Origin of the sequence: Paenibacillus sp. FSL R5-0766, assembly GCF_037971845.1 — a bacterium.
Classification (GTDB): domain Bacteria; phylum Bacillota; class Bacilli; order Paenibacillales; family Paenibacillaceae; genus Paenibacillus.
This window is the reverse complement of record NZ_CP150227.1, coordinates 3,000,108-3,024,224: the sequence shown is the minus strand read 5'-3', so window position 1 is coordinate 3,024,224 and position 24,117 is coordinate 3,000,108. Positions and strand designations below refer to the sequence as shown.

Here is a 24,117-nt window from a genome sequence, read left to right as displayed (position 1 = left end):
TGAATTGAGCTCAAACATTTTTCGTTAAAACCACGCAAAAAAGGCGCGAGTTCTGCTTGTTTTGCAAGCAAAATTCGCGCCTTTTCTCACGCTTCGAGCTTGTTCGCAAGCTCGCACGTATTGTATTACCTTAGAATACTTTTGTTGTCCACGACTCACAGTTCCACGTCTCCGTAACGACATCACGGTAGAATTCCGGTTCGTGGGAAATCAGAAGAATACTGCCTTTGTAAGCCTTGAGCGCACGTTTCAACTCTTCCTTGGCATCAACGTCCAGATGGTTCGTCGGCTCATCGAGCACAAGCAGGTTGGTTTCATTATTGATCAGCTTACAGAGACGGACTTTGGCTTTCTCGCCACCACTTAGTACAGCTACCTTGCTCTCAATGTGTTTTGTAGTCAAACCACACTTTGCAAGTGCAGCACGCACCTCGAATTGGGTATAGGAAGGGAATTCCTGCCAGATCTCTTCAATACATGTATTGTAGTTGGCATCCTTCATCTCTTGCTGGAAGTAACCAATCTCCAGATGTTCACCACGTTGAACGGTTCCTTCCAGAGCTTGAATTTCACCCAGAATACTGCGCATCAGGGTTGTTTTACCGATTCCGTTCGCACCAACAAGGGCAATCTTCTGTCCGCGCTCCATACGCAGGTCCAGTGGTCTGGACAACGGTTCGTTGTATCCAATTACAAGACCTTTGGTTTCGAAAATTAGCTTGCCAGATGTTCTTGCATCACGGAAGTTGAACTGCGGTTTCGGTTTCTCCTTGGCGATCTCGATGACATCCATCTTGTCGAGTTTCTTCTGTCTGGACATCGCCATATTACGTGTAGCTACACTTGCTTTGTTACGCGCTACAAAATCCTTGAGGTCAGCAATCTCTTGTTGTTGGCGTTTGTAAGCCGACTCCAACTGCTGTTTTCTCATCTCATGCACTTCCTGGAAATGATCATAATCGCCCACATAACGAGTTAGATTCTGGTTCTCCATGTGATAGATCAAGTTGATTACACTGTTCAGGAACGGAATATCATGAGAAATCAGAATAAAAGCATTCTCATATTCCTGCAAATAACGTTTCAGCCATTCGATATGCAATTCATCCAAATAGTTCGTAGGCTCATCGAGCAGCAAAATATCGGGTTTTTCCAGCAGCAGCTTGGCAAGCAGGACTTTGGTACGCTGTCCACCACTCAGGTCATTGACGTCTTTATCCAGACCGATATCCGTCAGACCCAGACCACGTGCGGTTTCATCCACTTTGGCGTCAATCATGTAGAAATCCTGGTTTGTCAGTGTATCCTGAATCGTACCCACATCTTCAAGAAGTTGTTCAAGCTCCTCAGGAGTCACATCTCCCATTTTGCCATACATATCATTCATTTCCTGCTCCATGTCAAACAAATACTGGAACGCGCCGCGAAGTACGTCACGGATTGATTGGCCTTTGTTCAATACAGCATGCTGGTCCAGATAACCAACACGCATCCGTTTGGACCACTCTACCTTGCCTTCATCCGGCTGAAGTTTTCCTGTAATAATGTTCATGAAGGTGGATTTCCCTTCACCATTGGCCCCGATCAGACCAATATGTTCGCCCTTCAAGAGGCGGAATGAAACGTCGTTAAAGATAGCACGGTCACCAAAACCGTGACTTAATTTTTCTACATTTAATATGCTCATTCATGACACCTTTTCTATATAGACTTAATTCTTTGTATATTATAAGCGTTATATCCTGCACAACTCAACGCCATATTAAAAATATTGCACCTTTTTGTCTGAAATTTGCCTTATATGAAAGTATGGGTTAAAATTTTGCCTTAACGAATTACTATTATATAGAACGGAGCTCTTCGAAGAGCATCAGGTGAACAATATGATTGAAGTGAAACAATCCAAGTTGGGTGATGGTGGTGAGTTTAACCGCGGGGTATTTGCTACCGTTGATATTGCCAAAGGAACGCTTATCCATCAGGCACCCGTTGTGCCTTACCCAAATGAAGATCATGAGCATGTGGAAAAAACGATTCTGGAAGATTACGTGTTCGAATATGGGGCGAATCATACCGCTATTTTGCTCGGTTACGGCAGTCTGATCAACCACTCCTATGAACCCAACGCTACCTATGATATCAATTTTGATAACCACACCTTTGACTTCTACGCGTATACAGACATCAAGGCTGGCGAAGAAATCGTCATCAATTACAACGGTGAGGAAGACAGCATGGACCCGTTATGGTTCCTGGACGATTACGAGGAGCGTATGCTGGAGTTCAATAAGTCCAATGATGATGAGGGTGAAAAAGAGACTGAACCCCATTCCCTGGATACGGACACGAGTAAATAAACGTTAAACTCAAGTAAAGTTCGCAAGCACTCTGTTGTATGTGCGAAAAGAACTCACTGTACCCGGTGAATGATGAAATGAGTAACTGGAGACTTTTCACAGTCCAAAGTTTAAACACACAAATAAGCAAGTCCTCCGTTAATGGAAGACTTGCTTATTTGTGTTGTCTTGCTTTCTAAGCCAGATACACCTGTTCATGTTTCATTGTTTATCGTGCATCTGAACTTGTTTTAATCTGTAATCGGCGGATCTGTATGCAAGTCTTGATCGGGTGTCGTGGATCTCCACTTGGTAAAGGCTACCTCGAACCCTGCACGCTTTGGTGAACACAAAAATGGACCTGCGTGTTTGTTCGTCGGATAGGCAAACCGTGCAACCCGAATCGTACGCCAAGGATGCTCATCTGTGCGAGCACGAATGACAACAGCCTCATTGCTGTAGGAGGCTCTGATTGTTACGATTCGTCCACCCCACTCTGGCACAGGAGAGAGTGACCAATCCGAATACGTATCCGTCACGACGGCTCCAACATGTGCCACGCCATCATTGACCTCAACTCCGGCCTTGATCCATTGGTCTTCTCCGTACCATAACATTAGTCCCGCCTGATCATATAACTCGGTGAATGAGCTTAGATCAAACGATACCTCAATCGCTTCCGTTCCGTCCCATGGAGCAAGCATGGCGTGTCCATCCCGATGACAGAACCCGTAGAATGTGTTCTCCCAAAAGTCACTGCCTTCCCGAGCTTCCACAACGAAACGATCCCCATCCATCCGTGCAGCAACGGGTTCCTTAGTCCACTTGCCTTCATGAAGCCCAATAAAATCCGATGACATCGTTATTTTCATCCTTTCTTCCGTCCCAAAGGGGGGTTCATCCTCACTTCATCACTTCTAAATTAAAGAACCCAGATCCGATGCAGCAGTAGGATATGCAAAATTCATGGTGTTTAACTGATCGATAGTCAGATTGAACTGAATCGCCATTGCAAAAAGGTTGATCAATTCTTCTGTTTTGCTCCCGAGCACATGCGCACCCACAATACGTCCGGTTGATTTGTCGATCACCACTTTGGCCATGGCAAATTTTTCATGAGTTCGCTTGTAAGTATACCATTTCGACATATCATTTACCTGCACCTCGTAGCCATCCTTCTTGGCTTGTTCCGTGCTCATACCTACAGCTCCAAGGGCAGGGACAGTAAACACAATGGACGGCATCACTTTATAATTTGGTTTGTGTTGATTTCCCTCCAACAAATTGAACGATACAGCCCGGGATTCCTGACCTGCTAACGGGGTTAAAGGTAACCCTTTTGTATCGGTCACATCGCCAGCAGCATACACTCTCGGATTACTTTCACTTTGCAAGTACTCGTTCACCGTAATCCCCTTTTTGCTGTAGCTGACGTTACCTTTCTCCAATTCCAGCCCATCCACATTGGGAATGCGCCCTGCTCCATGCACCACAAGTCCGCACTGCCACTGGTGGTCTGCACCATTACGTGTGCCATGAACGACGTAGGTGTTCCCTTCTTGCCGTATGGACTTCACCTCCGCGTTCAAGTGAACATGAATACCGATCTCTTTCGATTTTTGCAACAAAGATTCTACCAGATCCGCATCAAACGATTTCAGAGGCTGTTCACTCCGATGCAGGATATGGACTTCCGTCCCGGCTCTGGCCGCAATATGCGCAAACTCAAATGCAATGTATCCACCGCCTACCAGAACTAAACGATCCGGCAACCGTTCCAGATCCAGAAAGTCATCACTATATATGAGATGCTCTGAGCCCTCAATCTCAAGTGGTGCTGGTCTTGCACCAGTAGCAATCAGGATGTGTTTGCCATGAAGGATTTCTTCTCCCACTTGAATATGATTTTCATCGACAAATGAAGCTTTACCATGGAACGTATCCATTCCGGCCTGTTTGAATTGATCTTCACTTGCTCTAGGTATGCTTTCGGTAAAGGTGCGTTTAAAGGCCATAAGTTCAGACCAGTTGATGGTCGCCTGTCCCTGAATTCCTTTCCCTTGCATCCGTTCATTCCAGTCAATCAGCTCAGCCGCTCCAGCTAGCACTTTCTTGGGATCACAGCCACGTAGTGCACACGTTCCGCCGAACTCACGTTCATCAATTACAGCAACTCTCCAGCCAGCTTCAGCGCAACGGGTGATTACAGAGCTTGCCGCGCTTCCTGTGCCAATCGCAATCAAGTCATAGGTTTCTTGTGTCATCATGGTTCCTCCTCGTCCTTTTGGTACATCTATTGCAGGGATACCTGAAGTTACAGCAATCCAGCTTGTTTAAGGTATTCTCTTGCCACCTGTTCAGGATTCTCTCCCTCTACGTTCACGTCATAGTTCATCTGACGCATCTCGTCATCCGTAATTTTGCCAGCCAGCTGATTCAGCACCTCAACCAGTTGTGGATATTGATCTGCCGTTTCTTGACGAAGCATCGGCGCGCCTTGATACGGTGGGAATAACTCCTGATCATCCTCCAGCACAACGAGTTCATACTGTCTCAACTCACTGTCTGTGGAGTAAGCATCAACGAGATTGATATCTCCGCGCTGAAGAGCACCATAGCGAAGCTTGGGTTCCATTGTTGCAACGTTCGGGAATTCAATCCCATACTTCTTCTGAATGCCAAGGTATCCGTCTTCCCGATCCGAGAATTCAAGTGTGAATCCTGCTTTGATCTGCTGCTCAACCGGTTTGAGATCCGAAATGGTCTTGAGATTGTATTGATCTGCGATGCTCTTTGGAACAGCCAACGTATACGTATTGTTGTAATCCATAGGGTTTAGAAGCACCATGTTGAACTGGCTCAGCATTCCATCTCTTGCCTGTTCGTACACCTCTGTCCGATCGGTGCTGACTGCTGTTTCCTTCATGAATTCGGAGATCGCTGTCCCGGTGAATTCGGGATAGATGTCAATATCACCTGAGTTGAGTGCATTGAAAAGGAATGGCGTTTTGCCTAATCCGGGTTTTAGTTCAACCGTCAGGTCTGTGTCTTTTTCGATTAACAATTTGTACATATTAATGAGAATTTCGGGTTCCGCCCCCAATTTCCCGGAAATGACGAGATCCTTCTGTCCACCACGTGCCACGAAGGGAATGGTAATCACAAGTATTGCGATTATTGCCAGCGAACCAAGGGTAACCAATGTTTTCTTAAAGGATAACCGCTGGAACTGACGCAATAGTACATCAAACAAAATAGCCAGCAAGGCGGCCGGAATGGCTCCAAGGATGATCAGTGCCGTATCGTTCCGATCAATGCCCAGCAAGATTAATGCCCCCAAACCTCCTGCGCCAATCAAAGCAGCAAGTGTCGCCGTTCCTACAATCAGGACCATCGCGGTCCGAATTCCGGCCATAATGACAGGCATCGCCAGTGGCAGTTCCACTTTGATTAGACGTTGCCAACTATTCATGCCCATCGCATTTGCCGCTTCGACCATGGATGGATCAACTTCGGATATGCCTGTGTACGTGTTGCGAAGTACGGGAAGCAGCGCATACACCACCAATGCAATAATTGCAGGAAGTGTTCCTATGCCGAATAACGGGATGAGCAATCCGAGAAGCGCCAAGGAAGGTATCGTCTGCAACACAGCCGTAACCCCTATAATTGGTTCAGCCACTCTTGGTTTGCGTGTAAGGTATATACCAAGCGGAATAGCGATGAGGACAGCAAAGAACAAGGCGATAAATGAGATCTGAATATGTTCCAGCAGAGCAGACAACAACTGACCTTTGCGCTCACTGAACACCTCCGTGAATCTATTCATGTCCTTCACCTCGTTCCTGTAACTGACCAGACCAGTATTTCATCAGATCAACTCGACTGATCTCGCCAATAATCTGGCGGTTATTTTCAACCAGCAGATGGTCATGGGAAGCCATGATATCAACTAACTCCATCAACGTAATGGATACAGGAACGGCAGTTTTGGCTGATTTTGGCACATGACCCGGTGAGAGTGGTGACATGATGGATTCGAGATCAAAATCAGATTGTGAACTCGTATCCGCGTTAGGACTTCCAACAAATTCACGTACGAAGTCATTAGCTGGCTGTCGGATCAGTTCTTCCGGAGTGCCTACCTGCATAACCTGTCCATCCTTCATAATGCAGATGCGATCCCCCAGCTTCATCGCTTCCTGAATATCATGGGTGACAAACACAATTGTTTTTTTCATCTGACGCTGGATATCCAGAATATCGTCCTGCAATTTCTCCCGACTCATTGGGTCGAGTGCACTGAACGGTTCATCCATCAAAACAATCTCGGGATCGGCAGCGAGTGCACGCAATACACCAATTCTCTGCTGTTGTCCTCCGGATAACTCGGACGGTTTACGCTCACTGTACGTATCTCCGTGCAAACCCACCATGTCCAGTAACGTATGTACACGCTCCTTGATTTGATCTGACTTCCATTTTCGCAGTTCAGGAACAACTGCAATATTTTCGGCAATGGTCATATGCGGGAATAGTGCAATCTGTTGCAGCACATATCCGATATTCCAGCGCAATTCGTGAATGTTGTATTCATCGATTGGGCGTTCATTAATGCGCACGGTTCCATCTGTTCGTTCAATCAGGCGATTGATCATTTTGAGCATGGTGGTTTTGCCACATCCACTCGGACCAATCATGACAAACAATTCTCCCTTGTTAATGTTGAGGTTAACCTGACGCAAAGCCGTTGTTCCATCAGGATATTGTTTCGATACATTTTCGAACTGAATCATTCGCTCTCTTCGCCCCTTTATCTAGGGCGTGTTTCAGACACGCCCTAACATTCATTCTCATCTATTTCCCCAAAAGTGTGTTCGTATAATCACTGCTTTCCGTAGTGACCCTGGTTAGAGAGAGATCCATATTCGAATCAACGATGTCAACATGCTGGTAGACATGCAAAAAGACGGGCACTAGGCACCGTCTTCTCATTGAATATGAAAATATTTCTTCCATTATTCCCATACTCCCATATGATTTAGAATAAATTGCTCGAATGAAATCGGGTTATTCCCCGTTAATTTTTTCACCGTATTCGTCCTTTGATCTTCTCTCCCCTCCTCCCGGATAGGCACATCCAGTCCTGCGAGGGCAGCAGCGTATTCTTCTGACATTCCTGCGCGAATCATGCTGTTCCTCAATTCATTATCGGACAAAGATTCATGCTGAATGGACTGACCCAGTACACGGCTCAAGACGTCTGCAACCTGTCCATAGGACAACGTCTCTGGCCCTGTAATGATATGCTCCGTATTATGAGGGACAACATCTGTCAGAGCATGGAAGGCCACCGCTGCGATATCATCTGCACTAACAAATCCAATTTTCCCGTCACCCGTAGCACTGTATATTTTCCCGAGTTGCTTCGTCGTCTCCCGATGCGGTCCCTCCGTAAAGTTCTCCATAAAATAGGAAGGCTGCAATACAGCCCACTCAGGAGCATAGGCTTTTATATACTGATGTACTTTGCCAAATATAGGACCATCTTCATCAATTGAAGCACTGCCAAGTAAAACGAATCGCTTAACGCCGTTCCACAATGCTTCCTTGATGAACGGAATGATGACGTCTTCTGGGTTCATATCCATGACTGGCATGACAAGGTACACCTGATTCACATTTTTCAGCGCCGGCGCATATGTCTCGGAATCATACCAATCAAAATAGACATAATGATCGGCAGAACCAGAAAGAGATGGTTTAGTTCTTCCTGCCAAACACACCGGATATTGATGCTTTTGAAGTATGGCCGCAACACGGCTTCCTGTCTTTCCATTAGCTCCCGTAATAAGTGTCAACGGTTTATCATTGATCATGCTTGCTTCCTCCTAAGTCCGATTCGAGTACGACCATCGGATTCCAATAGTCTTTATAATGTGTAATTTTCCCATTAGAGTGGCTCACTACAGAGATGTAAGTTTGGTTGTATGGCTTGCCTGTAACTAATGAACGCCCTTTACAAGTAAATTCAGCCACAAACTGTTGTTTCGTGGAATCAGCCAAGATCACCGGTTCAGAAAACTGCTGAATTTCAATCATCCCCAGCAGATTATGAAGATGATTCGTAATTGCGGCTTTGCCTTCCAGTTTCTGAGGATATCCTGCTGGTGCATATGGGAATTCGAAAATAGCGTCAGATGTATATAGCTCCAACCATTGTTCCAGTTTTCCCTCCAGTAGCAATTGAGTAAATCCATGCATGATCCGATACGGTATACTATTGCCCGCTTCCAACTGTTGAGATTGTGTCATCCTTATTTCCTCCTTCAGTTTGTTTGGCGTTCTTTTTCCAGACCAATCGGTCTATAATAGTCAAAAAATAAACGCCCTAAGCGTTCATTTTCAAGAAAACGTAAAGAATTCTTACTCGAATCATGCAAAACGTTAATCCATAGCCCTTAGGGTCATCTGTACAAAATCCCGCAGCACTTCTGTGCTTGCACCGCTCTTCGCCGTAAAGGTCAATGAGAGTCGGGAATAATTCAGAAAACGGGCAAGCCCGGGCAATTCTTCCTCTGCGTGCCTCAGTTCGCCACTCCTCTGGCCTCGTAACAGCGCAGTATGAAAAACATCTTCCATTTGTTGGTTAGTGGTTTGAATAAAGGCCGCGATTTCGTGATTTTGTGGTGCCTGTTCAACCGCGCTATTAATGATGAAACATTCATTACGACGTTCGTTGTCTGTCAACACGTTAACCGCTTCGTTGAACAACTCCGTCACGCCTTGCCTCACACTTGTGCATTCGTTTAATAGTTTGATCCCCGCCTCTGTCTTCTGCTGAATATAGAATTTAAGAGCAGAGACAAATAAATCATGTTTAGTTCCGTAGGTGTCATACAGGCTTTGCCGCGCAATGCCAAGTTCACTCAGCAGTAAGCTCAAAGATGTACCTTCATAACCGTACGCTCCAAATACAGACGTTGCTTTTCTTAGAACAGTCTCCGTGTCAAACTCCTTGGCTCTTCCCAATTTAAGACCTCACCTCCCTATTCATTAACTAAAGAATACCTTTTCCAGACTGATCAGTCAAGAAAATAAATGCTTTGATTTTTGCCAAAGTGGTATAATGTGAATAGAAGCTGAATGAATTCTTTTACCACTTACAACCATGACCACATATAAAGGAGTGTACCTATATGTATATTCAAATTACAGATTTGGCTGCAAAACGATTGACGGAAAGCTTGAATGACCAACCCGGATATTTCAAAGTGATCTATGACTTGGAAGGTTGCGGATGTAACGGAGTTATCGCTATTATCATTGTTGATGAACTTGCGGCTCTCGATGCGCAGATTGAAACCAATCTGGTTCCGTTCTATGTTGATCCGAAGCAGCAGCTGAACCTAGAGCAACACATGAAGCTGGATACAGAAGAGAATTATCCTTCTTTCAAATTAAGCAGTGATTCTGGTGTGCTCAGCGCCAACGTTCGCGTTCGTGACACCCGTGCAGTAACTGCGGGAAGCTCCGGTGGATCCGACGCCTGCATGCTATAACACAGTCTCCAGCATACTTGAAGTAATCTAGCATTATCTCTCTTCACATCAAAAGCCGTTGCATCTAATGCAACGGCTTTTTTAACGTGCTTTTCTTTATATGCCTCTATCAGAGTTGCAAAAAAGACTCTATAAAAGATGAACTAAACATTTACACGAAACGGAGAGGACAGAAAAAAACCTGAAGAAACGAAGTGTTCGCCTAAAAGCTTTCTGAAAGAAAGCTGCATCGGAAGCATACGCTATCCCAAGATTTTCACCATTATAAAATTGAATCAAAAAAATCAGGGGATAACAGCGATCGGAAGGTTGTTCTGTCATCGAAGTGGCAAGGTAAATATCCTCTAGACAGATTTTATAGCAAACTTTGTTTACAACTCGGAAACAATTGGAGAACCTATGGATATAATCCTCTAGTATACTCGGTATATAGATTCATATATTCCGAGGAGGAACACACATCATGAAACCTTTTACTCGTAAATCCATCATATCTACAATTCTCATAGGTTCTGTTGTAGCAGGTTCTGCTTTTACTACGTTTCCCATCACTTCAAGCCTGAATCCCGTCGCGTCTGCGGCAAGCTCTAGCTTCACTCAATTTCTGCATGATAATGCACCTGGTCGTACGATCAAAACGATTAAAAATGTGGCAACCGTGACCAATGTGTCCAGTACAGTTGTACTTGTCAATAAAAAGAGAAATCTGCCTTCAACTTATGCACCACAAGATTTGGTTGTACCAAATATTCCTTTTAGCTTCTCAGGTTCAAGTCCGAAGAAACAAATGCGTAAAGTGGCTGCAACCGCGATTGAAAAATTATTTGCGGCTGCCAAAAAAGACGGCATCGATATCAAAGCCGTGTCGGGCTATCGCTCTTATGCGACCCAAAAATCGATCTTTGACCGTAATGCCAGCATCAAAGGTGAAGCTGTTGCCAATAAAACAAGTGCTCGGCCAGGACAAAGCGAACATCAAACGGGTCTAGCCATGGATATATCAAGCGCTTCGGCCGGTTATGATCTTCAGCAAAGCTTTGGCAACACCAAAGAAGGCAAATGGCTGAAAGCCAATGCCCACAAGTATGGATTCATCATCCGTTATGGCAAAGATCAGGAGAAATTGACTGGTTACTCCTATGAGCCATGGCATGTACGTTATGTAGGGGTATATATTGCTGGTGAGATTACCAACCAGAAACTTACGCTCGAGCAGTATTTGGAACGTGCCAAATAAGGCAGGTTTGAACCCAAAGCTTAGACAGTTATTAGATCAGATAAAAGATGCGTGACTATAGATAACATGGCTGAAGGAGAAGATGGGGCCGCAACTGGCCCTCTTCTGCTTTAATTTCTCATTTACACACTTCATCATGTCCCAACGATTTTTCTAAAGACCAGTGGCAGTCTCTTCAGACCTTCTGTTCCAGCCCAAGAGCCTACTCCAGCAAGTATTGCATTATGGCACAAATAAAGTGCGACATTGTACACGATAGGGCCTAGAATAATCTCCACGACTACAAAACGTTTTAACGTCGAAGATTGGATCACATATACCCGAAATTCATGAGGGTCATGTCCTCCCATATACCTTGCGATCAATGCTTTCATGAATCACCTCTAGTGTTTTATTTTAGCGTATGGCAGACAATCCTTGTCTTATTCTAAAATTATACTTACATAAAGTAACTAAGTGTGTTATAGTCAGTTTATAAATCATACATAAGCGAGGGAAACTACCATGAGTGAGTTGGAGAATCTAGTCAAAAACCGTAGATCGGCCGTTATTTTTGAAGAAGGAATTGAAATTTCAGATTCGGAACTGCAAGAGATGTTTGCCCTTAACAAATTTGCACCATCTGCCTTTAACCTACAACACACGCACTATCTTGTGATTAAAGACGAGGAACAGAAAGAGAAAGTCTATGAAGCTTCCCAGCAATATAAGGTAAAAACAGCTTCTGCGGTCATCGTGGTACTGGGCGACGTCAACGCCCATCATCATATCCGCACGATTAACGAAGGCTTGCTGAACCTGGGCGCGCTTACTCCATTCCAATACGAGCAGGAATCCCAAAGTGTCACTGAATTTTACGAATCCCGCGGCAGATTCTTCCAACGTGAGGATGCGATTCGCAATGCCAGCCTGTCTGCCATGCAATTGATGCTGATCGCTCAGGATCGCGGTTGGGACACTTGTCCAATGATTGGCTTTGACTCGGAAGAACTGCAACGGAGTTTGGAAATCCCTAACCATTACGTACCCGTTATGCTGATCACCATCGGCAAAAAGTCGGAAGCCAAACAGCGCCCACGCGGTTACCGTAAACCGATTAACGAATATGTTAGCTTCAACAAAATGCACGCTGAATAACATAAAAGTAGTTAAATGACACAGCAAAAAAGCCACGTTCTCGTGGCTTTAATACGTTTCATAGATCAACGTATCCAACGTGTATCCTGTGCATGACCAAAAGTTATAACCGTAGTTTACCCTTCCTCTTACTTGTCGATAATGAGAGAGAGATCTCGAAGATCAACAAGAACAGGAGATTTTAGCAATGATCAAGTTATCCGGTTATCAGCTATTTTGCCTTACGTTTTTATTTCAACTCGGTACAACCGTTATCTTTGGCTTTGCCGCCAGTGCGGGACGAGATGCATGGATTGTCGGTTTGATATCGGCTACCTCCGGTATTCTTCTGATTCGGGTATACATCTCAATTATGAACATGAACCCGGGGCTTACACTTGTCGAGTGGTATCCCAAACAATTCGGTAAATGGATTGGCTTGCCCATTGCCTGGCTATATCCACTGTTGTTTTTGTTTGATGCAGGGCGTATCCTCGCTGATCTGAGAGACCTGATTCCGACAACGATTCTCCCGGACACCCCACCAATGGTCATCATGCTGTTATTCCTCGTTATCATCGTGTATGGCCTTTACCTGGGTCTGAGTAATGTTGCTAAGGTGGGGGAATTGCTTGTTCCGTTTATTATTGTTCTGTTTGTTTTGGAAATCACTTTACTTCTGTTTTCCAATATTGTTTCTCCCAAGCTGCTTAAACCGATCCTGTGGAATGGCTGGGCGCCTGTGCTGAAGGCCACTTTTCCAGAAGGCATTTCACAAACCTATGGAGAAACGCTGGCAATGGCGATGATTTGGACCCAGGTTGCACGACCGGAAAAGATATGGAAATATACTTTGCTGGCAACCATAATCGCTTCAATCAGCTTTCTTTCGTTCGACCTGCTGGCAGTTACCATCTTTGGTGGTGTCTTGTTTGAGAAAAGCTTGTACCCGTTCTATTCCCTAACCGGTATGGTGAATATCGGTGGATTTATAACAAATCTGAATCCGTTCGCTGTAATCTATTTCATCATTACTGCATATTTCAAGCTCTTTCTTAAAATGTATACCGCCCTGGCCGCACTTCAAATCCTTCTCCCGTTTGTTGGTAAACGCGTGTTGATCTGGGCAGGTGCGCTCATTGTTTTTGTGTTAGGTTTTATTGTTTCAGATAACATCGCAGAACATATATATGTGTTGGCTATCAAACAGATTACCCCCTATGTCTGGGTGCCTTTGTTTATATACCTGCCGCTCATGCTCTACCTCGTTTCACATATCAGATTATGGATGGAGGCAAGGCGGAAGCTTTGAGGCTGTTTTTGCAGTCACAGGGGATCTTTGACCTCCTCTTTTTTGAGATATCCCGATGCTCCGGTTAACCCAAAACGTGTGAACTTCAGACGAACACTACAAGAGAAATCAATAGCAGGAAACGTGTTCTGCCATTCATCCATGACCGTTCTCCAATGTTGGGGATGATTACGATAGAGGTATTCACCAACACCGATGGCATCAATGTGGAGATCATGCTGAAATTTGCGGATGAGTAGCTTCATCTGCCGTTCTATTTCTTGCTCCAGTTCCTTTTTGATTGCGTCCAAATTTTCAGTATTAAGTAAATCGAGATTGGATGTGTTCTCAACCAGAGTAATGTTCGCACTCATATTCAGTTGCATATTCTTTATGTCATTTTTCTTCATTTTCCACTTGCTTTTCGTCCCCCTTAACTGAATAGTAATTGTTCCAGTTCCATCTGGCGTAGTAACCGTGATTAGATGTCGATGGGGCCAATTAACGATCCACAGACTGTTATTCGTCTCCTCCAGATTCAAGTACCCCAGTAGTTTCGCATCATTATCCAAAACAGCAGAACCGGCAAACCGGTATACAGCCTGTTTCGGATCATCTATCTTTTCGGATCCTTTTTTTGATACCTTTTCCATTGCAGGCATGAAATTCCCTGAATGAGACAGCTCATTCATCATTCTGATCATATCTGTAAAAGTAACATCGACTGCGCCATAGTTGGCTTGATGCAGCTTGTAATATTCCCGCAGGGATTGGCCGCCAAATGGTGTTGAGCTTTTAAGCAAATCGGATGCATCCCCTTTTTTTACAATAAACAGATCCACACGCATAGGAGATTCAGCATTACGCAAAATAAAGTCCAAAATATCCTTGAATCCTCTTCGTGCAAGCTTATCCCCGATGACTAAACTGCGTCGCTGGCCCCGGTTAATTATCCGCGTGACCTTGGATTGCATGGCAGCAAGTGCAGCCATTGGAGTCTTACCTTCAGCGATTTCAGTGTAAAACCCGGTTTGCGATTTCATATCGCTCTGACCGGCTTCCGGATTTCGGGCAAACTGATTACTCACTATATACGTTTGATCCTCAGTCCAGTCCAGGCCCGCTGCCAATTGTATCGCCTGATCATTCAATTCGCGGTTGTCCCAGCATCCGGAGATCAGAGCCATGACCAGACAACAGGCTAGCATTTTTTTTGCCTTTCCCATGTTACGCCTCTCCCTCCCCTTTCTCTCTCGAACCGGGTGCCTGCCCCCGGGGTGTGCGAAGTGATCCGGCAGCCGCCGTTTCTTCCGGACGACTATACATCCTCCATCGCGGGGAACGCCATATCGCATCTTTAAGATCCGACCTGACCAGAGGAGCGATGGGACTAAAGTAAGGAACACCGAACGAACGCAGTGAAGTGATATGGAGTAATGTTGCCAACGTCACAATTGCAATACCGTATAAGCCTAATATACCCGCGAAAATGAGCAAAACAAAGCGCAACATCCGCAAGGGATGACTCAAGTTCAAGCGTGCAATCGTAAAAGATGCAATGCCTGTTCCTGCAACTACAATGACAATGGGAGCAGATACAATACCAGCCTCCACCGCAGCCTGACCAATAACCAGTGCGCCAACAATGCTTACCGCAGATCCAACTTGCTTGGGTAATCGGATGCCCGCCTCTCTCAATCCTTCAAACAAGATCTCCATCAGAATGGTCTCAATCACGGTAGGAAACGGGCTATTCTCTCGGGCTGCCGCAAAATTCAAGGCCAGACTGGTTGGAATCATCTGGGAGTGAAAATTAACGATGGCTACGAACAAAGAGGGCAAGAACAGCGAGATGAAAATGAAAATAATTCGAATGAAACGAACCGCAGAAGAATACAAGCTCGGATTATAATAATCTTCGGCGGACTGCATTCCCGTCCAGAATGTAAAGGGCACAATTAATACAAACGGCGTACCGTCGGTGATTATGGCTACCTTTCCTTCCAGCAAGCTGGCCGCTACTGTATCCGGACGTTCCGTATTTTGAATAGTAGGAAAGGGCGAAGGGATCTTATCTTGTATAAATTCCTCAATGTATCCCGACTCCAAAATACTGTCTGTTTTTATGTTTTTCAAGCGGGTCCGGACCTCATCAAGGATCGATTCCTTCGCAATCCCCTGAATATAAGTGATCACCACTTCGGTCTGTGTCACATCTCCAATTGTAATCGACTCTGTTTTCAGTGCATCCGACTTGATTTTCCGTCTGATCATGCTGGTATTAACGCGTAAGGATTCGTTAAACCCTTCCCGGGGACCTCGAATAACCGCCTCTGAGGCAGGCTCTTCCACGCTTCGAGTCTTCGCACCTTCCACATTGGCTACCATGGCTGTATCATGTCCATCCATGATAACTACAACAGATGAATTAAGCACACCCTGAATCACGTCAGAGAGCGTGGAGACCTTACGGGTGCGAACCATGGCTAGACGCTCGCTCTGGATCAGCTGACTGGCATGCTCTTCTTCCAAATCCTCCTCATTCTGCGCTTCAAAGAGAGGTTTGAGAATGGCTAAGTCTATAATATTTGTGTCTACCAAGCCATCCATAAAGAGCAACAATACGTTGTTTCCTTTTGCGAGCGTCACTGGTCTGAACACCACATCGGAACACTGATCAAAACGTTCTCTCAGCATCTGTTCATTCACGTTCAATTGAGTTGATAAAGGGACATTTGGTTTTCGGTTCAGGAGGAACTCTGAGCGTTTGAATTGTTCCTGTTGTACTTGTTCAGCGTTCTTTTTCATTAATTGAACCTCACCATTCTGATTTTGGGAGACTGGTCTCACATGAATGCCAACGCTTGTCATTCTTTGAAATTGTTCCCGACAACCCTTGAGTCTATTCGGCAAACTTCCTAGCTTAGTATATAGATTCTTCTGCATCAGCCAAAACTAATTGTTCTACATCTCTTCAAAAAACTTATGAAATATTTTTTATACCATGTTAGCATCCAATATGTAAGAGAAAACCATAATGAGAGGAAGAATTCCATGCAAATGTATATCGAAAACCTCCCGGCGTGTCGCCTTGCCTATGTTCGACAAGTGGGGCCTTACGGTCCAGCCAATGCACAAGCGATGAATACACTAAAACAATGGGCAGACAAACACCAATTGCTTCATGAATCAGCAACTTTACTGGGTATTCCCCAAGATGACCCGGCTACCACACCACCCGAGAAATGTAGATATGATGCATGTATTGTTATTACTGAACCTGAACGACTGGAAGATGATTTCATTGAGTTTGGCGAGCTTTCAGGCGGAGATTATCTCATCTGTAAAGTGAAGCACACGGCAGAAGCTATTCAGCAGGCATGGAATATGATCATCCCTCATTTGCAAACAAGTGGTTATCGGATGGACAACAAACCAGTTATAGAACGATATCGTTGGGAACTGCTCAATCAGCATTGGTGTGAAATATGTGTGCCTGTAAGACCTGTGTAATCCGCGTTACAAAGAAACGAAAAAAAGTGACTTCAAGTTGAAGTCACTTTCTCGTTCAGTAATATTACTGCTACTAGCTAGATTAGAAATTAAAATGCCCAGTTGCCTTTACGGAATACCGGCTCGATTGTACCGTCTTGTAACTCACCATCGATATCCAGTTCTGCGGAACCGATCATGAAATCAACGTGAGTCAAGCTCACATTGCACTCATGCTTCAGTAACTCTTCATTCGACATGGTTGTGCCATCTTTCATGTTGAACGGATACGCACTTCCCACAGCCAAGTGGCAAGATGCATTTTCATCAATACCTGTATTGTAGAAAATACGATTCAGGTTGGAGATTGGGGAGTCATGTGGTACGAGTGCGACCTCACCCAGATAACGTGCTCCTTCATCGGTGGCAAACAGGTTCTTCAAATGCTCTTCACCGGATGCTGCCGTAAACGCTACAACCTGTCCATCCTTGAATGTAATTCTCATCTGGTCTACCAGTTGCCCGTTCAGGTTCAAAGGCATGGTGCTGCTAACATACCCATTCACTCCGCTACGCTTAGGCATGGTGAATACTTCTTCAGTCGGCATATTGGCGACGGTGTATACACCTTGTTTATTTTCGCTACCACCGCCACCCCAGATGTGGTTGTGGACCAATTCAATTTTCAAGTCTGTACCTGGCGCACGGTAATGCAGGCTCTTATAGTTCTTTTTATTCAACAAGTCTCCCATTGCAGTTAAGGTATCCAGATGCTTTCTCCAATTTTGCACGGCGTCTCCGCCATCTACACGGTTCATTTTAAAGATGGTTTCCCACATCACGTTGATTCGGTCTTCTTCCGGGATGTCGGCGAATACTTTGTTCGCCCAAGCCTTGGTTGGGGCCTTGATCAGACACCAGCTAATTTCATGGTTGCGTGTGTATTTGGCATAACCGCGACGTGCGTGTGCAGCTGCCTTGGTAGCACGGGAAACGCTGTCGGAGTCAATTCCGTTATACAGTTCAGGATCTGGAACTTTGATCGTCAGGGTGGCGCCGCCTGCTTCTGCAAATTTCTCCATCATATCCGCTTTCCACGCTGGATAATAATCAAAGCTGTCATTGGAACCATGCTCAAAACGACTGCGGGTAATGTTGTCGTCATCAAAGTCCACTTGTACATAGTTTGCACCAGCCGCATAGGCTTTTTGCACAATCAGACGTGTGAATTCAAGCGTTTCAATGGGAGCAGTGACGAGCAGATCCTGTCCTTTTTGGATATTCACGCCGACTTTAACAACCAGCTCTGCGTATTGTTCCAATGACTTTTCAAAGGTTTGTTCAAATTGACTCATGGTTGTGTTCACTCCTGCTTCATATATTATGACATGGATTGCAAATGACTTGGATTCTGTTGAGTGGCCGTTACAGCGAAGGATCGTTCTTTAGATCGTCGTTGTCTCCAAATTTTCTTCATCGTATTTTTCAAAGGTTAAAATTAGGAGACAAATACGAACGCTATCGCTTCTGCAGAATCGATTCCTTCTCTTTCACTACTTATACTATTATTTTTCAATCATTCGTTACCTAATCTCATTTAACCATTACGTTTTTCTTGTTCGCGTAACTCAATCCGGCGGATTTTACCAGAGTTGGTCTTTGGCAGATCCGTAACAAATTCGATCTTACGTGGATATTTGTAAGGTGCTGTGATTTCCTTGACGTGATGTTGCAATTCACGCATTAATTCTGGTGAAGCAAGTGAATCATCTCTCAGCACGACAAAGGCTTTAACAATATTTCCACGGATCTCATCCGGACTTGCAACCACCGCACATTCCTTCACACTGGCGTGTTTCATGAGTGCTTCTTCCACTTCGAATGGTCCAATCGTGTAACCCGAACTAATGATAATATCGTCACTGCGGCCTTCAAACCAGAAGTAACCTTCTTCGTCTTTGCGTGCACGGTCCCCAGTTACAAAATAATCGCCACGCTGACTCGCTTCCTTACGTCCCTCATCCTGATAATAGGACCGGAACAAAGCTGGCATCTCTTTGTGTACCGCGATATCTCCTACTTCACCCGGAGGCACAGGTTGTCCCTCATCGTCAATAATTTCAATCAACCCAGGTGTAATCGACTGACCCATCGAGCCAATACGTACAGGCGCATCTTTGAGACTGCCGATTAACAACGTGCTCTCGGTCTGTCCATATCCGTCTCGAATAGTCAGGTCAAAGTGACGCTGGAAGATTTCAATGACTTCCTGATTGAGCGGTTCACCCGCTGATACAGCACTGCGCAGATGAGACAGGTCATAATGTCCAAGATCATCGGCTTTGGCCATCAACCGATATTCCGTTGGTGTGCAGCAAAGGACATTAATATGATGTTCCTGCATCAGTTCCAGATAACGCTTGGGCTGGAATGATCCATTGTAGACCAGTCCAGTCGCGCCTCTTCCCAGTACGGACAGGAACGGGCTCCAGATCCATTTTTGCCAGCCAGGTGCAGCCGTTGCCCATACGGTATCTGAAGGTTGAATATCCAGCCATAATGAAGAAGCGATCCGCAGGTGGGCATATCCCCAACCGTGGCTATGTACAACTCCTTTGGGATTACCTGTTGTGCCCGAAGTATAAGCAAGGATAGCCGTATCATCACGATGAGTCTCCACCGCAGCCATCTCTTCGGGTTGATTCTGCATTAACTGATGCACATTGACCCAACCTTCAGCAGGTACGCTAAATTCCCCATTCGGTGATGCCACGATTCGATGTGCCAGTGACTGCAGATCCGCGTCCATCTTTTCTACCTCTGAGGTCGTCTCGGACCATACAATAACAGCCCGCGCCTCAGAGTGACGCAGACGATATTCCAGATCTTTTGCCCGTAACATCTCGGAGGAAGGAATAACGGCAATCCCCAGTTTCAGACAAGCAATATAAATGACATAGGCAATAATACGGCGTGGTACCATGACCAACACCCGATCACCCTTCTCTAGTCCAAGTTCACGCAAACCTCCAGCAAGACGATTCGCCTGCTTGAACAAATCACCATACGTAATCTCTTCCAATTCTCGTTGATCGCTGAGCCATCTAAGTGCAATCCGGTCTGATGGATGATTCTCCATCTCGGATGTCAGGTTATAGCTTTCAGGCGAAATCCACTGTTCAAAGTTCAAATGGAGCCTCTCCTTCGTAGTTCAATTGTAAAGCTTCTATATATTATACCCTAAATCCTAGGACCAGGTGCTATGAACTAGGTTCATTCTGAAAAAATAAACATAGGTCAATTAATGAACTATTATAATAGATCTTATCCTATAAAGAAAATGACATATACAAAATGGCGCCTTCCTGATTGATCAGGTAGGCGCCATTTCATTCTTCATTTACATTACATTAGTCTTACCTAACTATAATTTTCACACAGCTATACTGTGTATGTTACCACGGATAATTACCCATTCCGTCCAAAATGCTTTCGATCTCATTCAACTCTTCCGTTGTCAGATCCGGTGCCTGGAGGGCAGCCACGTTTTCTTCAATCTGGGACACACGGCTTGCACCAATCAATGCAGAAGTTACACGGTTACCGCGCAAGATCCAGTTCAGAGCTAGTTGGGAGATCGTCTGCCCTCTTCGCTCCGCTACCGCCTGAAGTGCATCGAACTTGGCAATCCGTTTGTCTGTGTAAGCTTCTTTTTTCAAATTGCCTGTTGGATTGGCGCGTTCTTCCTTGATCTTATCGACATATTTATTCGTCAACTGACCGCGGCCGAGTGGACAGAACGCAATGGAACCTACGCCTTGCTCATCCAGTACGTCCTGCAAACCGTCTTCAATCCAGCGATTCAACATCGAGTAGTTTGGCTGATGAACCAGACATGGCGTACCCAGACGACGCAGAATGGTTACCGCTTCTTGTGTCTGTTCTGCATTATAATTGGACAAGCCCACATACAGCGCTTTACCTTGCCGCACGATATGATCCAGCGCCGTCATCGTTTCTTCCAATGGCGTGTCCGGATCTGGACGGTGATGATAGAAAATGTCTACATAATCCAGTCCCATCCGACCAAGACTTTGATCCAGACTGGCAATCAGGTTTTTGCGGGAACCCCACTCGCCATAAGGTCCACTCCACATATGGTAGCCTGCCTTCGATGAGATGAGCAGTTCATCCCGGTAAGGACGCAGATGTTTTTTGTAAATCACACCAAAGTTCTCTTCCGCTGATCCTGGAGGTGGACCATAGTTATTCGCCAGATCGAAATGGTTAATTCCGAGGTCGAAGGCACGTAAAATCATTTCTTCCTGAATATCCAATGTGCGGTTGCCACCAAAGTTCTGCCATAAACCCAGCGCAATTTGCGGCAGTCTGATTCCGGATTTGCCGGAACGTACATATTTCATCTCATCATATCGTTGTTCACTCGCAGTATAGGGCATCGTTATTCTCACTTTCCTGTAAGGTTTGTTGAATTCCTTTTCATCTTAGACATTTTCCTGGATAAACGATATGGCATTTCACTTTGAACATATGGAATAATGATTGTTATCCATATATACTAATGTTAAATAATTAATCTTTTCAGCTATTTAGTATGTTAAAATGCAAGATGAGACGAAATCGTACAGGAGTGAATACCCTTGATTACGTATATGTTCAAAAACAATCATTTTCAGGAGCTTCAGTTCCTTCATTATGGAACCGAAGCCTGTACACCAGGTCATCACTTTGGCCCTGCCATGCGAGACTATTATAAAATTCATTATATTCTGAATGGCAAAGGCACCTTCGAAGTTGGTGGCAAAACGTATACCCTGCATAAAGGTCAAGGTTTTCTAATTGTTCCGCACTCTGTTGTTCATTACGAAGCAGATCAGGATGACCCTTGGGAATACAGCTGGGTTGCTTTCCAAGGCAGCAATAGCCAATCCTTTTTACAGCAAGCATGTCTGTCCGAGCATCACCCGATTTTTGAGCTGGGCAATGAGGATGACGAGATGCGATCCTGCCTGCACCGAATGATCAATTCCCGCAATACTCACAAAGGCTGGGAGATTAGCATGACTGGTTTGCTGTATCAATTCTTCTCCATTTTGATTGATCAGGCCAATTCAGAGCATCTTCAACCCATGCAGGATTATTCGAAGGAAACGTACGTAACGCAGGTAATGGACTTCATTGAAATGAACTATGCCAATGCCATTACCGTTCAATCCATCGCGGCCCATGTCGGTTTGCAGCGCAGTTATCTGTGCTCTCTGTTCAAGGACCAGATGGGAAGCAGTATTCAGTCGTATCTTGTTCATTACCGGATGCGCAGGGCAGCCGAATTGACCCTTGATCCCGGTCTGACCATTGGTGATATTGCCCGTTCTGTGGGCTACACCGATCAATTGCTTTTCTCCAAAATGTTCAAAAAAGTGATGGGCGAAGCGCCCACCTATTATCGCAAACATAAAACAGCACCCTCCCAGTTAAGTTGTTAATCGGGAAGGTGCTGTTTTTGCCAATCGTTTATCTTTACAATTGTTATTCCTTACATTCTTTTCATTGGTTTATACCATCTCCGGCATGGATATGCCAACAACTTGCACTTTGATTTCATCGACCATGACGCCGGCTAATTGTTCTACAGCCTGTTGAACATTATGTTGAAGTTCACGGCAAACCTCGTGCATCTTGTTGCCATATTGGATATTAATTCGCAGCTGGATGGTTGCCTGATCGTCTTTGACGTGTACGTCAATCCCTTTTTGCAGACTCTTGCCGCTAATACTCTTGGCAATCCCTTCAGTCAGTCCAACGGACATGGAGGATACACCAGCCGTTGATTGAGCGGCCATCCCCACGATCTTGGATAACACATCGTTCGAGATGTGAATGGTACCCATTTGAACAGATTGAGGTGCGATATATTCAGGTTCATTGTATTGTTTTTCGATAATTTCAGACATGTGCTCCACTCCTTCGAATAATTAAATTCTATGCATTCTGCCATTTGTCCTTGAAGAACATGTTATAGATTCGAACCAAAAGAATTTTAACGATCATATAAACCGGGATAATAATCAGGATGGCAATAATTCCACCCAGGTCCCCTGCACCCAACACCAGAATGATGGTCGTGAGCGGGTGAATATCCAGCTTTTTGCCGAATACGTACGGTGCAACCAGGTTGTCCTGAATCTGCTGAGCGACAAGAATAATAATCAGAGACCAGATGGCAACCGATGGTGATACCACGAGACCCATGATCACAATAGGCACGGACGACACAATCGCTCCGATAAACGGAACAAAGTTCATGATGACCGCAATTACCGTGAGCAGTAATGCGTACGGCAGTCCAATGATCAAGAAACCGATATACATCAGTACCCCCAGTGCCAGATTCACCAAAACTCTTCCCACGATAAAACCACTCAATGCCTGATCAATCTCAATTACAACTTCACGGCTGTCCTTTTGGAAACGTTTTGGAGCGATATGTGCCAATTTACGACCAAATTTCTCGCCTTGTAACAGCATATAGAACAAAAGGATCGGTAGTGTAAACAAGATGATCGCAAAACTGGAAACGAGTGAGAAAAATCCACTTACGTAGTTGGTCACAAAGTTAAATCCTTTGTTGATATACTCCGTGATCTGGGAGAAAGGTGTCGAGCCCTCAGGGAACAAGGCCTGAATGGCACCATTCTGCTCCAGCTCTCTCAGCTGTTCACTTAATGAATTGATCAGATTCGGCGCGTTATCAACCAGATTGATCAGTTGCTCACGTAACGATGGCCATAAGCCAATGATGAAGAACACTCCCAGAATAGCAATAACCAGATAGATTAGCAAAATACTTAGCGTGCGATTTATTTTCTTCTTCTCCATATAATTCACAAGCGGCCTTAGCAGATAATAAAAGAACACCGACAACATCATCGGCACGGTAATAACCGTGATCATGGTGACGAGCGGCTGAAAGATGAAGCTTACACGTGATAATAAATAGATATTAACCAATATCAGCGCCAGTGCAATACTGAACCGGACAAACGTATTTACTTTGAACAA

Annotated in this window: 23 protein-coding genes; 7 read left to right on the top strand and 16 right to left on the bottom strand. The window is 44.9% G+C overall.

What is annotated here, in order from left to right:
• Positions 1–130: 130 nt before the first annotated feature.
• A complete protein-coding gene (locus MKY66_RS13295; protein ID WP_017688769.1) occupies positions 131–1,687 on the bottom strand; it encodes an ABC-F family ATP-binding cassette domain-containing protein in 1,557 nt (518 codons plus the stop codon).
• A gap of 196 nt (positions 1,688–1,883) precedes the next feature.
• Here MKY66_RS13295 and MKY66_RS13290 point away from each other — a divergent pair, with 196 nt between their 5' ends.
• Positions 1,884–2,357, top strand: coding sequence for an SET domain-containing protein (locus MKY66_RS13290; protein ID WP_076214791.1), 474 nt, complete (start codon positions 1,884–1,886; stop codon positions 2,355–2,357).
• Positions 2,358–2,587: 230 nt separating this feature from the next.
• Here the strand turns inward: MKY66_RS13290 and MKY66_RS13285 are convergent, their stop codons facing one another.
• The 7 genes from MKY66_RS13285 to MKY66_RS13255 all read right to left on the bottom strand — a co-directional run bounded on the left by MKY66_RS13285 (position 2,588) and on the right by MKY66_RS13255 (position 9,368).
• Positions 2,588–3,196 carry a DUF1349 domain-containing protein gene (locus MKY66_RS13285; protein ID WP_036608539.1) on the bottom strand — a complete coding sequence of 203 codons (609 nt, stop codon included), beginning with the start codon at positions 3,194–3,196 and terminating at the stop codon, positions 2,588–2,590.
• A gap of 57 nt (positions 3,197–3,253) precedes the next feature.
• Positions 3,254–4,600 (bottom strand): NAD(P)/FAD-dependent oxidoreductase, encoded by a 1,347-nt coding sequence (locus tag MKY66_RS13280; RefSeq protein WP_076214788.1) that lies wholly within the window; start codon positions 4,598–4,600, stop codon positions 3,254–3,256.
• 50 nt (positions 4,601–4,650) lie between these two features.
• Positions 4,651–6,165 (bottom strand): osmoprotectant update ABC transporter permease/substrate-binding subunit OpuFB, encoded by a 1,515-nt coding sequence (opuFB, locus tag MKY66_RS13275; protein ID WP_076214785.1) that lies wholly within the window; start codon positions 6,163–6,165, stop codon positions 4,651–4,653.
• Positions 6,158–7,132, bottom strand: a complete 975-nt coding sequence (locus MKY66_RS13270; RefSeq protein WP_076214783.1) for an ABC transporter ATP-binding protein — start codon at positions 7,130–7,132, stop codon at positions 6,158–6,160. Before MKY66_RS13270 ends, opuFB begins: the two co-directional genes overlap by 8 nt.
• 222 nt (positions 7,133–7,354) lie before the next feature.
• Positions 7,355–8,215 carry an ergot alkaloid biosynthesis protein gene (locus tag MKY66_RS13265; RefSeq protein ID WP_076214780.1) on the bottom strand — a complete coding sequence of 287 codons (861 nt, stop codon included), beginning with the start codon at positions 8,213–8,215 and terminating at the stop codon, positions 7,355–7,357.
• A complete protein-coding gene (locus MKY66_RS13260; protein ID WP_076214777.1) occupies positions 8,205–8,651 on the bottom strand; it encodes a nuclear transport factor 2 family protein in 447 nt (148 codons plus the stop codon). The genes MKY66_RS13265 and MKY66_RS13260 overlap by 11 nt, the downstream gene beginning before the upstream one ends.
• A 132-nt stretch (positions 8,652–8,783) precedes the next feature.
• Positions 8,784–9,368 carry a TetR/AcrR family transcriptional regulator gene (locus MKY66_RS13255; protein ID WP_076214775.1) on the bottom strand — a complete coding sequence of 195 codons (585 nt, stop codon included), beginning with the start codon at positions 9,366–9,368 and terminating at the stop codon, positions 8,784–8,786.
• Positions 9,369–9,535: 167 nt separating this feature from the next.
• Between MKY66_RS13255 and MKY66_RS13250 the strand changes: the two genes are divergently transcribed.
• Both MKY66_RS13250 and MKY66_RS13245 read left to right on the top strand, forming a co-directional pair.
• Entirely contained in the window at positions 9,536–9,898 is a 363-nt protein-coding gene (locus MKY66_RS13250; protein ID WP_076214772.1) for an iron-sulfur cluster biosynthesis family protein, read from the top strand.
• A 463-nt stretch (positions 9,899–10,361) separates the two neighbouring features.
• Positions 10,362–11,135 (top strand): M15 family metallopeptidase, encoded by a 774-nt coding sequence (locus MKY66_RS13245; RefSeq protein WP_076214769.1) that lies wholly within the window; start codon positions 10,362–10,364, stop codon positions 11,133–11,135.
• A gap of 134 nt (positions 11,136–11,269) precedes the next feature.
• Here the strand turns inward: MKY66_RS13245 and MKY66_RS13240 are convergent, their stop codons facing one another.
• Positions 11,270–11,509 (bottom strand): hypothetical protein, encoded by a 240-nt coding sequence (locus tag MKY66_RS13240; protein ID WP_017688780.1) that lies wholly within the window; start codon positions 11,507–11,509, stop codon positions 11,270–11,272.
• Between the two features lie 130 nt (positions 11,510–11,639).
• Between MKY66_RS13240 and MKY66_RS13235 the strand changes: the two genes are divergently transcribed.
• Both MKY66_RS13235 and MKY66_RS13230 read left to right on the top strand, forming a co-directional pair.
• Entirely contained in the window at positions 11,640–12,272 is a 633-nt protein-coding gene (locus MKY66_RS13235) for a nitroreductase family protein (protein ID WP_076214767.1), read from the top strand.
• Positions 12,273–12,459: 187 nt separating this feature from the next.
• Complete coding sequence (locus MKY66_RS13230; protein WP_076214764.1) at positions 12,460–13,563, top strand: endospore germination permease; 1,104 nt, start codon at positions 12,460–12,462, stop codon at positions 13,561–13,563.
• Positions 13,564–13,577: 14 nt separating this feature from the next.
• On the opposite strand, the gene MKY66_RS13225 is transcribed toward MKY66_RS13230, so the two are convergent.
• Positions 13,578–14,768: a Ger(x)C family spore germination protein gene (locus MKY66_RS13225; RefSeq protein WP_076214762.1), complete on the bottom strand. Its 1,191-nt coding sequence runs from the start codon at positions 14,766–14,768 to the stop codon at positions 13,578–13,580.
• A 1-nt stretch (position 14,769) separates the two neighbouring features.
• Complete coding sequence (locus MKY66_RS13220; protein WP_076214759.1) at positions 14,770–16,350, bottom strand: spore germination protein; 1,581 nt, start codon at positions 16,348–16,350, stop codon at positions 14,770–14,772.
• A gap of 246 nt (positions 16,351–16,596) precedes the next feature.
• On the opposite strand from MKY66_RS13220, the gene MKY66_RS13215 reads away from it, so the two are divergent.
• Positions 16,597–17,055 carry a GyrI-like domain-containing protein gene (locus MKY66_RS13215; protein WP_076214757.1) on the top strand — a complete coding sequence of 153 codons (459 nt, stop codon included), beginning with the start codon at positions 16,597–16,599 and terminating at the stop codon, positions 17,053–17,055.
• A gap of 89 nt (positions 17,056–17,144) precedes the next feature.
• On the opposite strand, the gene MKY66_RS13210 is transcribed toward MKY66_RS13215, so the two are convergent.
• The 3 genes from MKY66_RS13210 to MKY66_RS13200 form a co-directional block, all read right to left on the bottom strand.
• Positions 17,145–18,389, bottom strand: a complete 1,245-nt coding sequence (locus MKY66_RS13210; protein ID WP_076214754.1) for an aminopeptidase — start codon at positions 18,387–18,389, stop codon at positions 17,145–17,147.
• A 242-nt stretch (positions 18,390–18,631) separates the two neighbouring features.
• Positions 18,632–20,224, bottom strand: coding sequence for an acyl--CoA ligase (locus MKY66_RS13205; protein ID WP_179088566.1), 1,593 nt, complete (start codon positions 20,222–20,224; stop codon positions 18,632–18,634).
• Positions 20,225–20,489: 265 nt separating this feature from the next.
• On the bottom strand, positions 20,490–21,494 hold the full coding sequence (locus MKY66_RS13200; protein WP_076214752.1) for an aldo/keto reductase: 1,005 nt from the start codon (positions 21,492–21,494) through the stop codon (positions 20,490–20,492).
• A gap of 201 nt (positions 21,495–21,695) precedes the next feature.
• On the opposite strand from MKY66_RS13200, the gene MKY66_RS13195 reads away from it, so the two are divergent.
• Complete coding sequence (locus MKY66_RS13195) at positions 21,696–22,541, top strand: AraC family transcriptional regulator (protein WP_076214750.1); 846 nt, start codon at positions 21,696–21,698, stop codon at positions 22,539–22,541.
• A 69-nt stretch (positions 22,542–22,610) separates the two neighbouring features.
• Here MKY66_RS13195 and MKY66_RS13190 read toward each other — a convergent pair whose 3' ends face one another.
• A complete protein-coding gene (locus tag MKY66_RS13190; protein ID WP_076214747.1) occupies positions 22,611–23,009 on the bottom strand; it encodes an Asp23/Gls24 family envelope stress response protein in 399 nt (132 codons plus the stop codon).
• Between the two features lie 28 nt (positions 23,010–23,037).
• On the bottom strand, positions 23,038–24,117 hold the full coding sequence (locus MKY66_RS13185; RefSeq protein WP_076214744.1) for an AI-2E family transporter: 1,080 nt from the start codon (positions 24,115–24,117) through the stop codon (positions 23,038–23,040).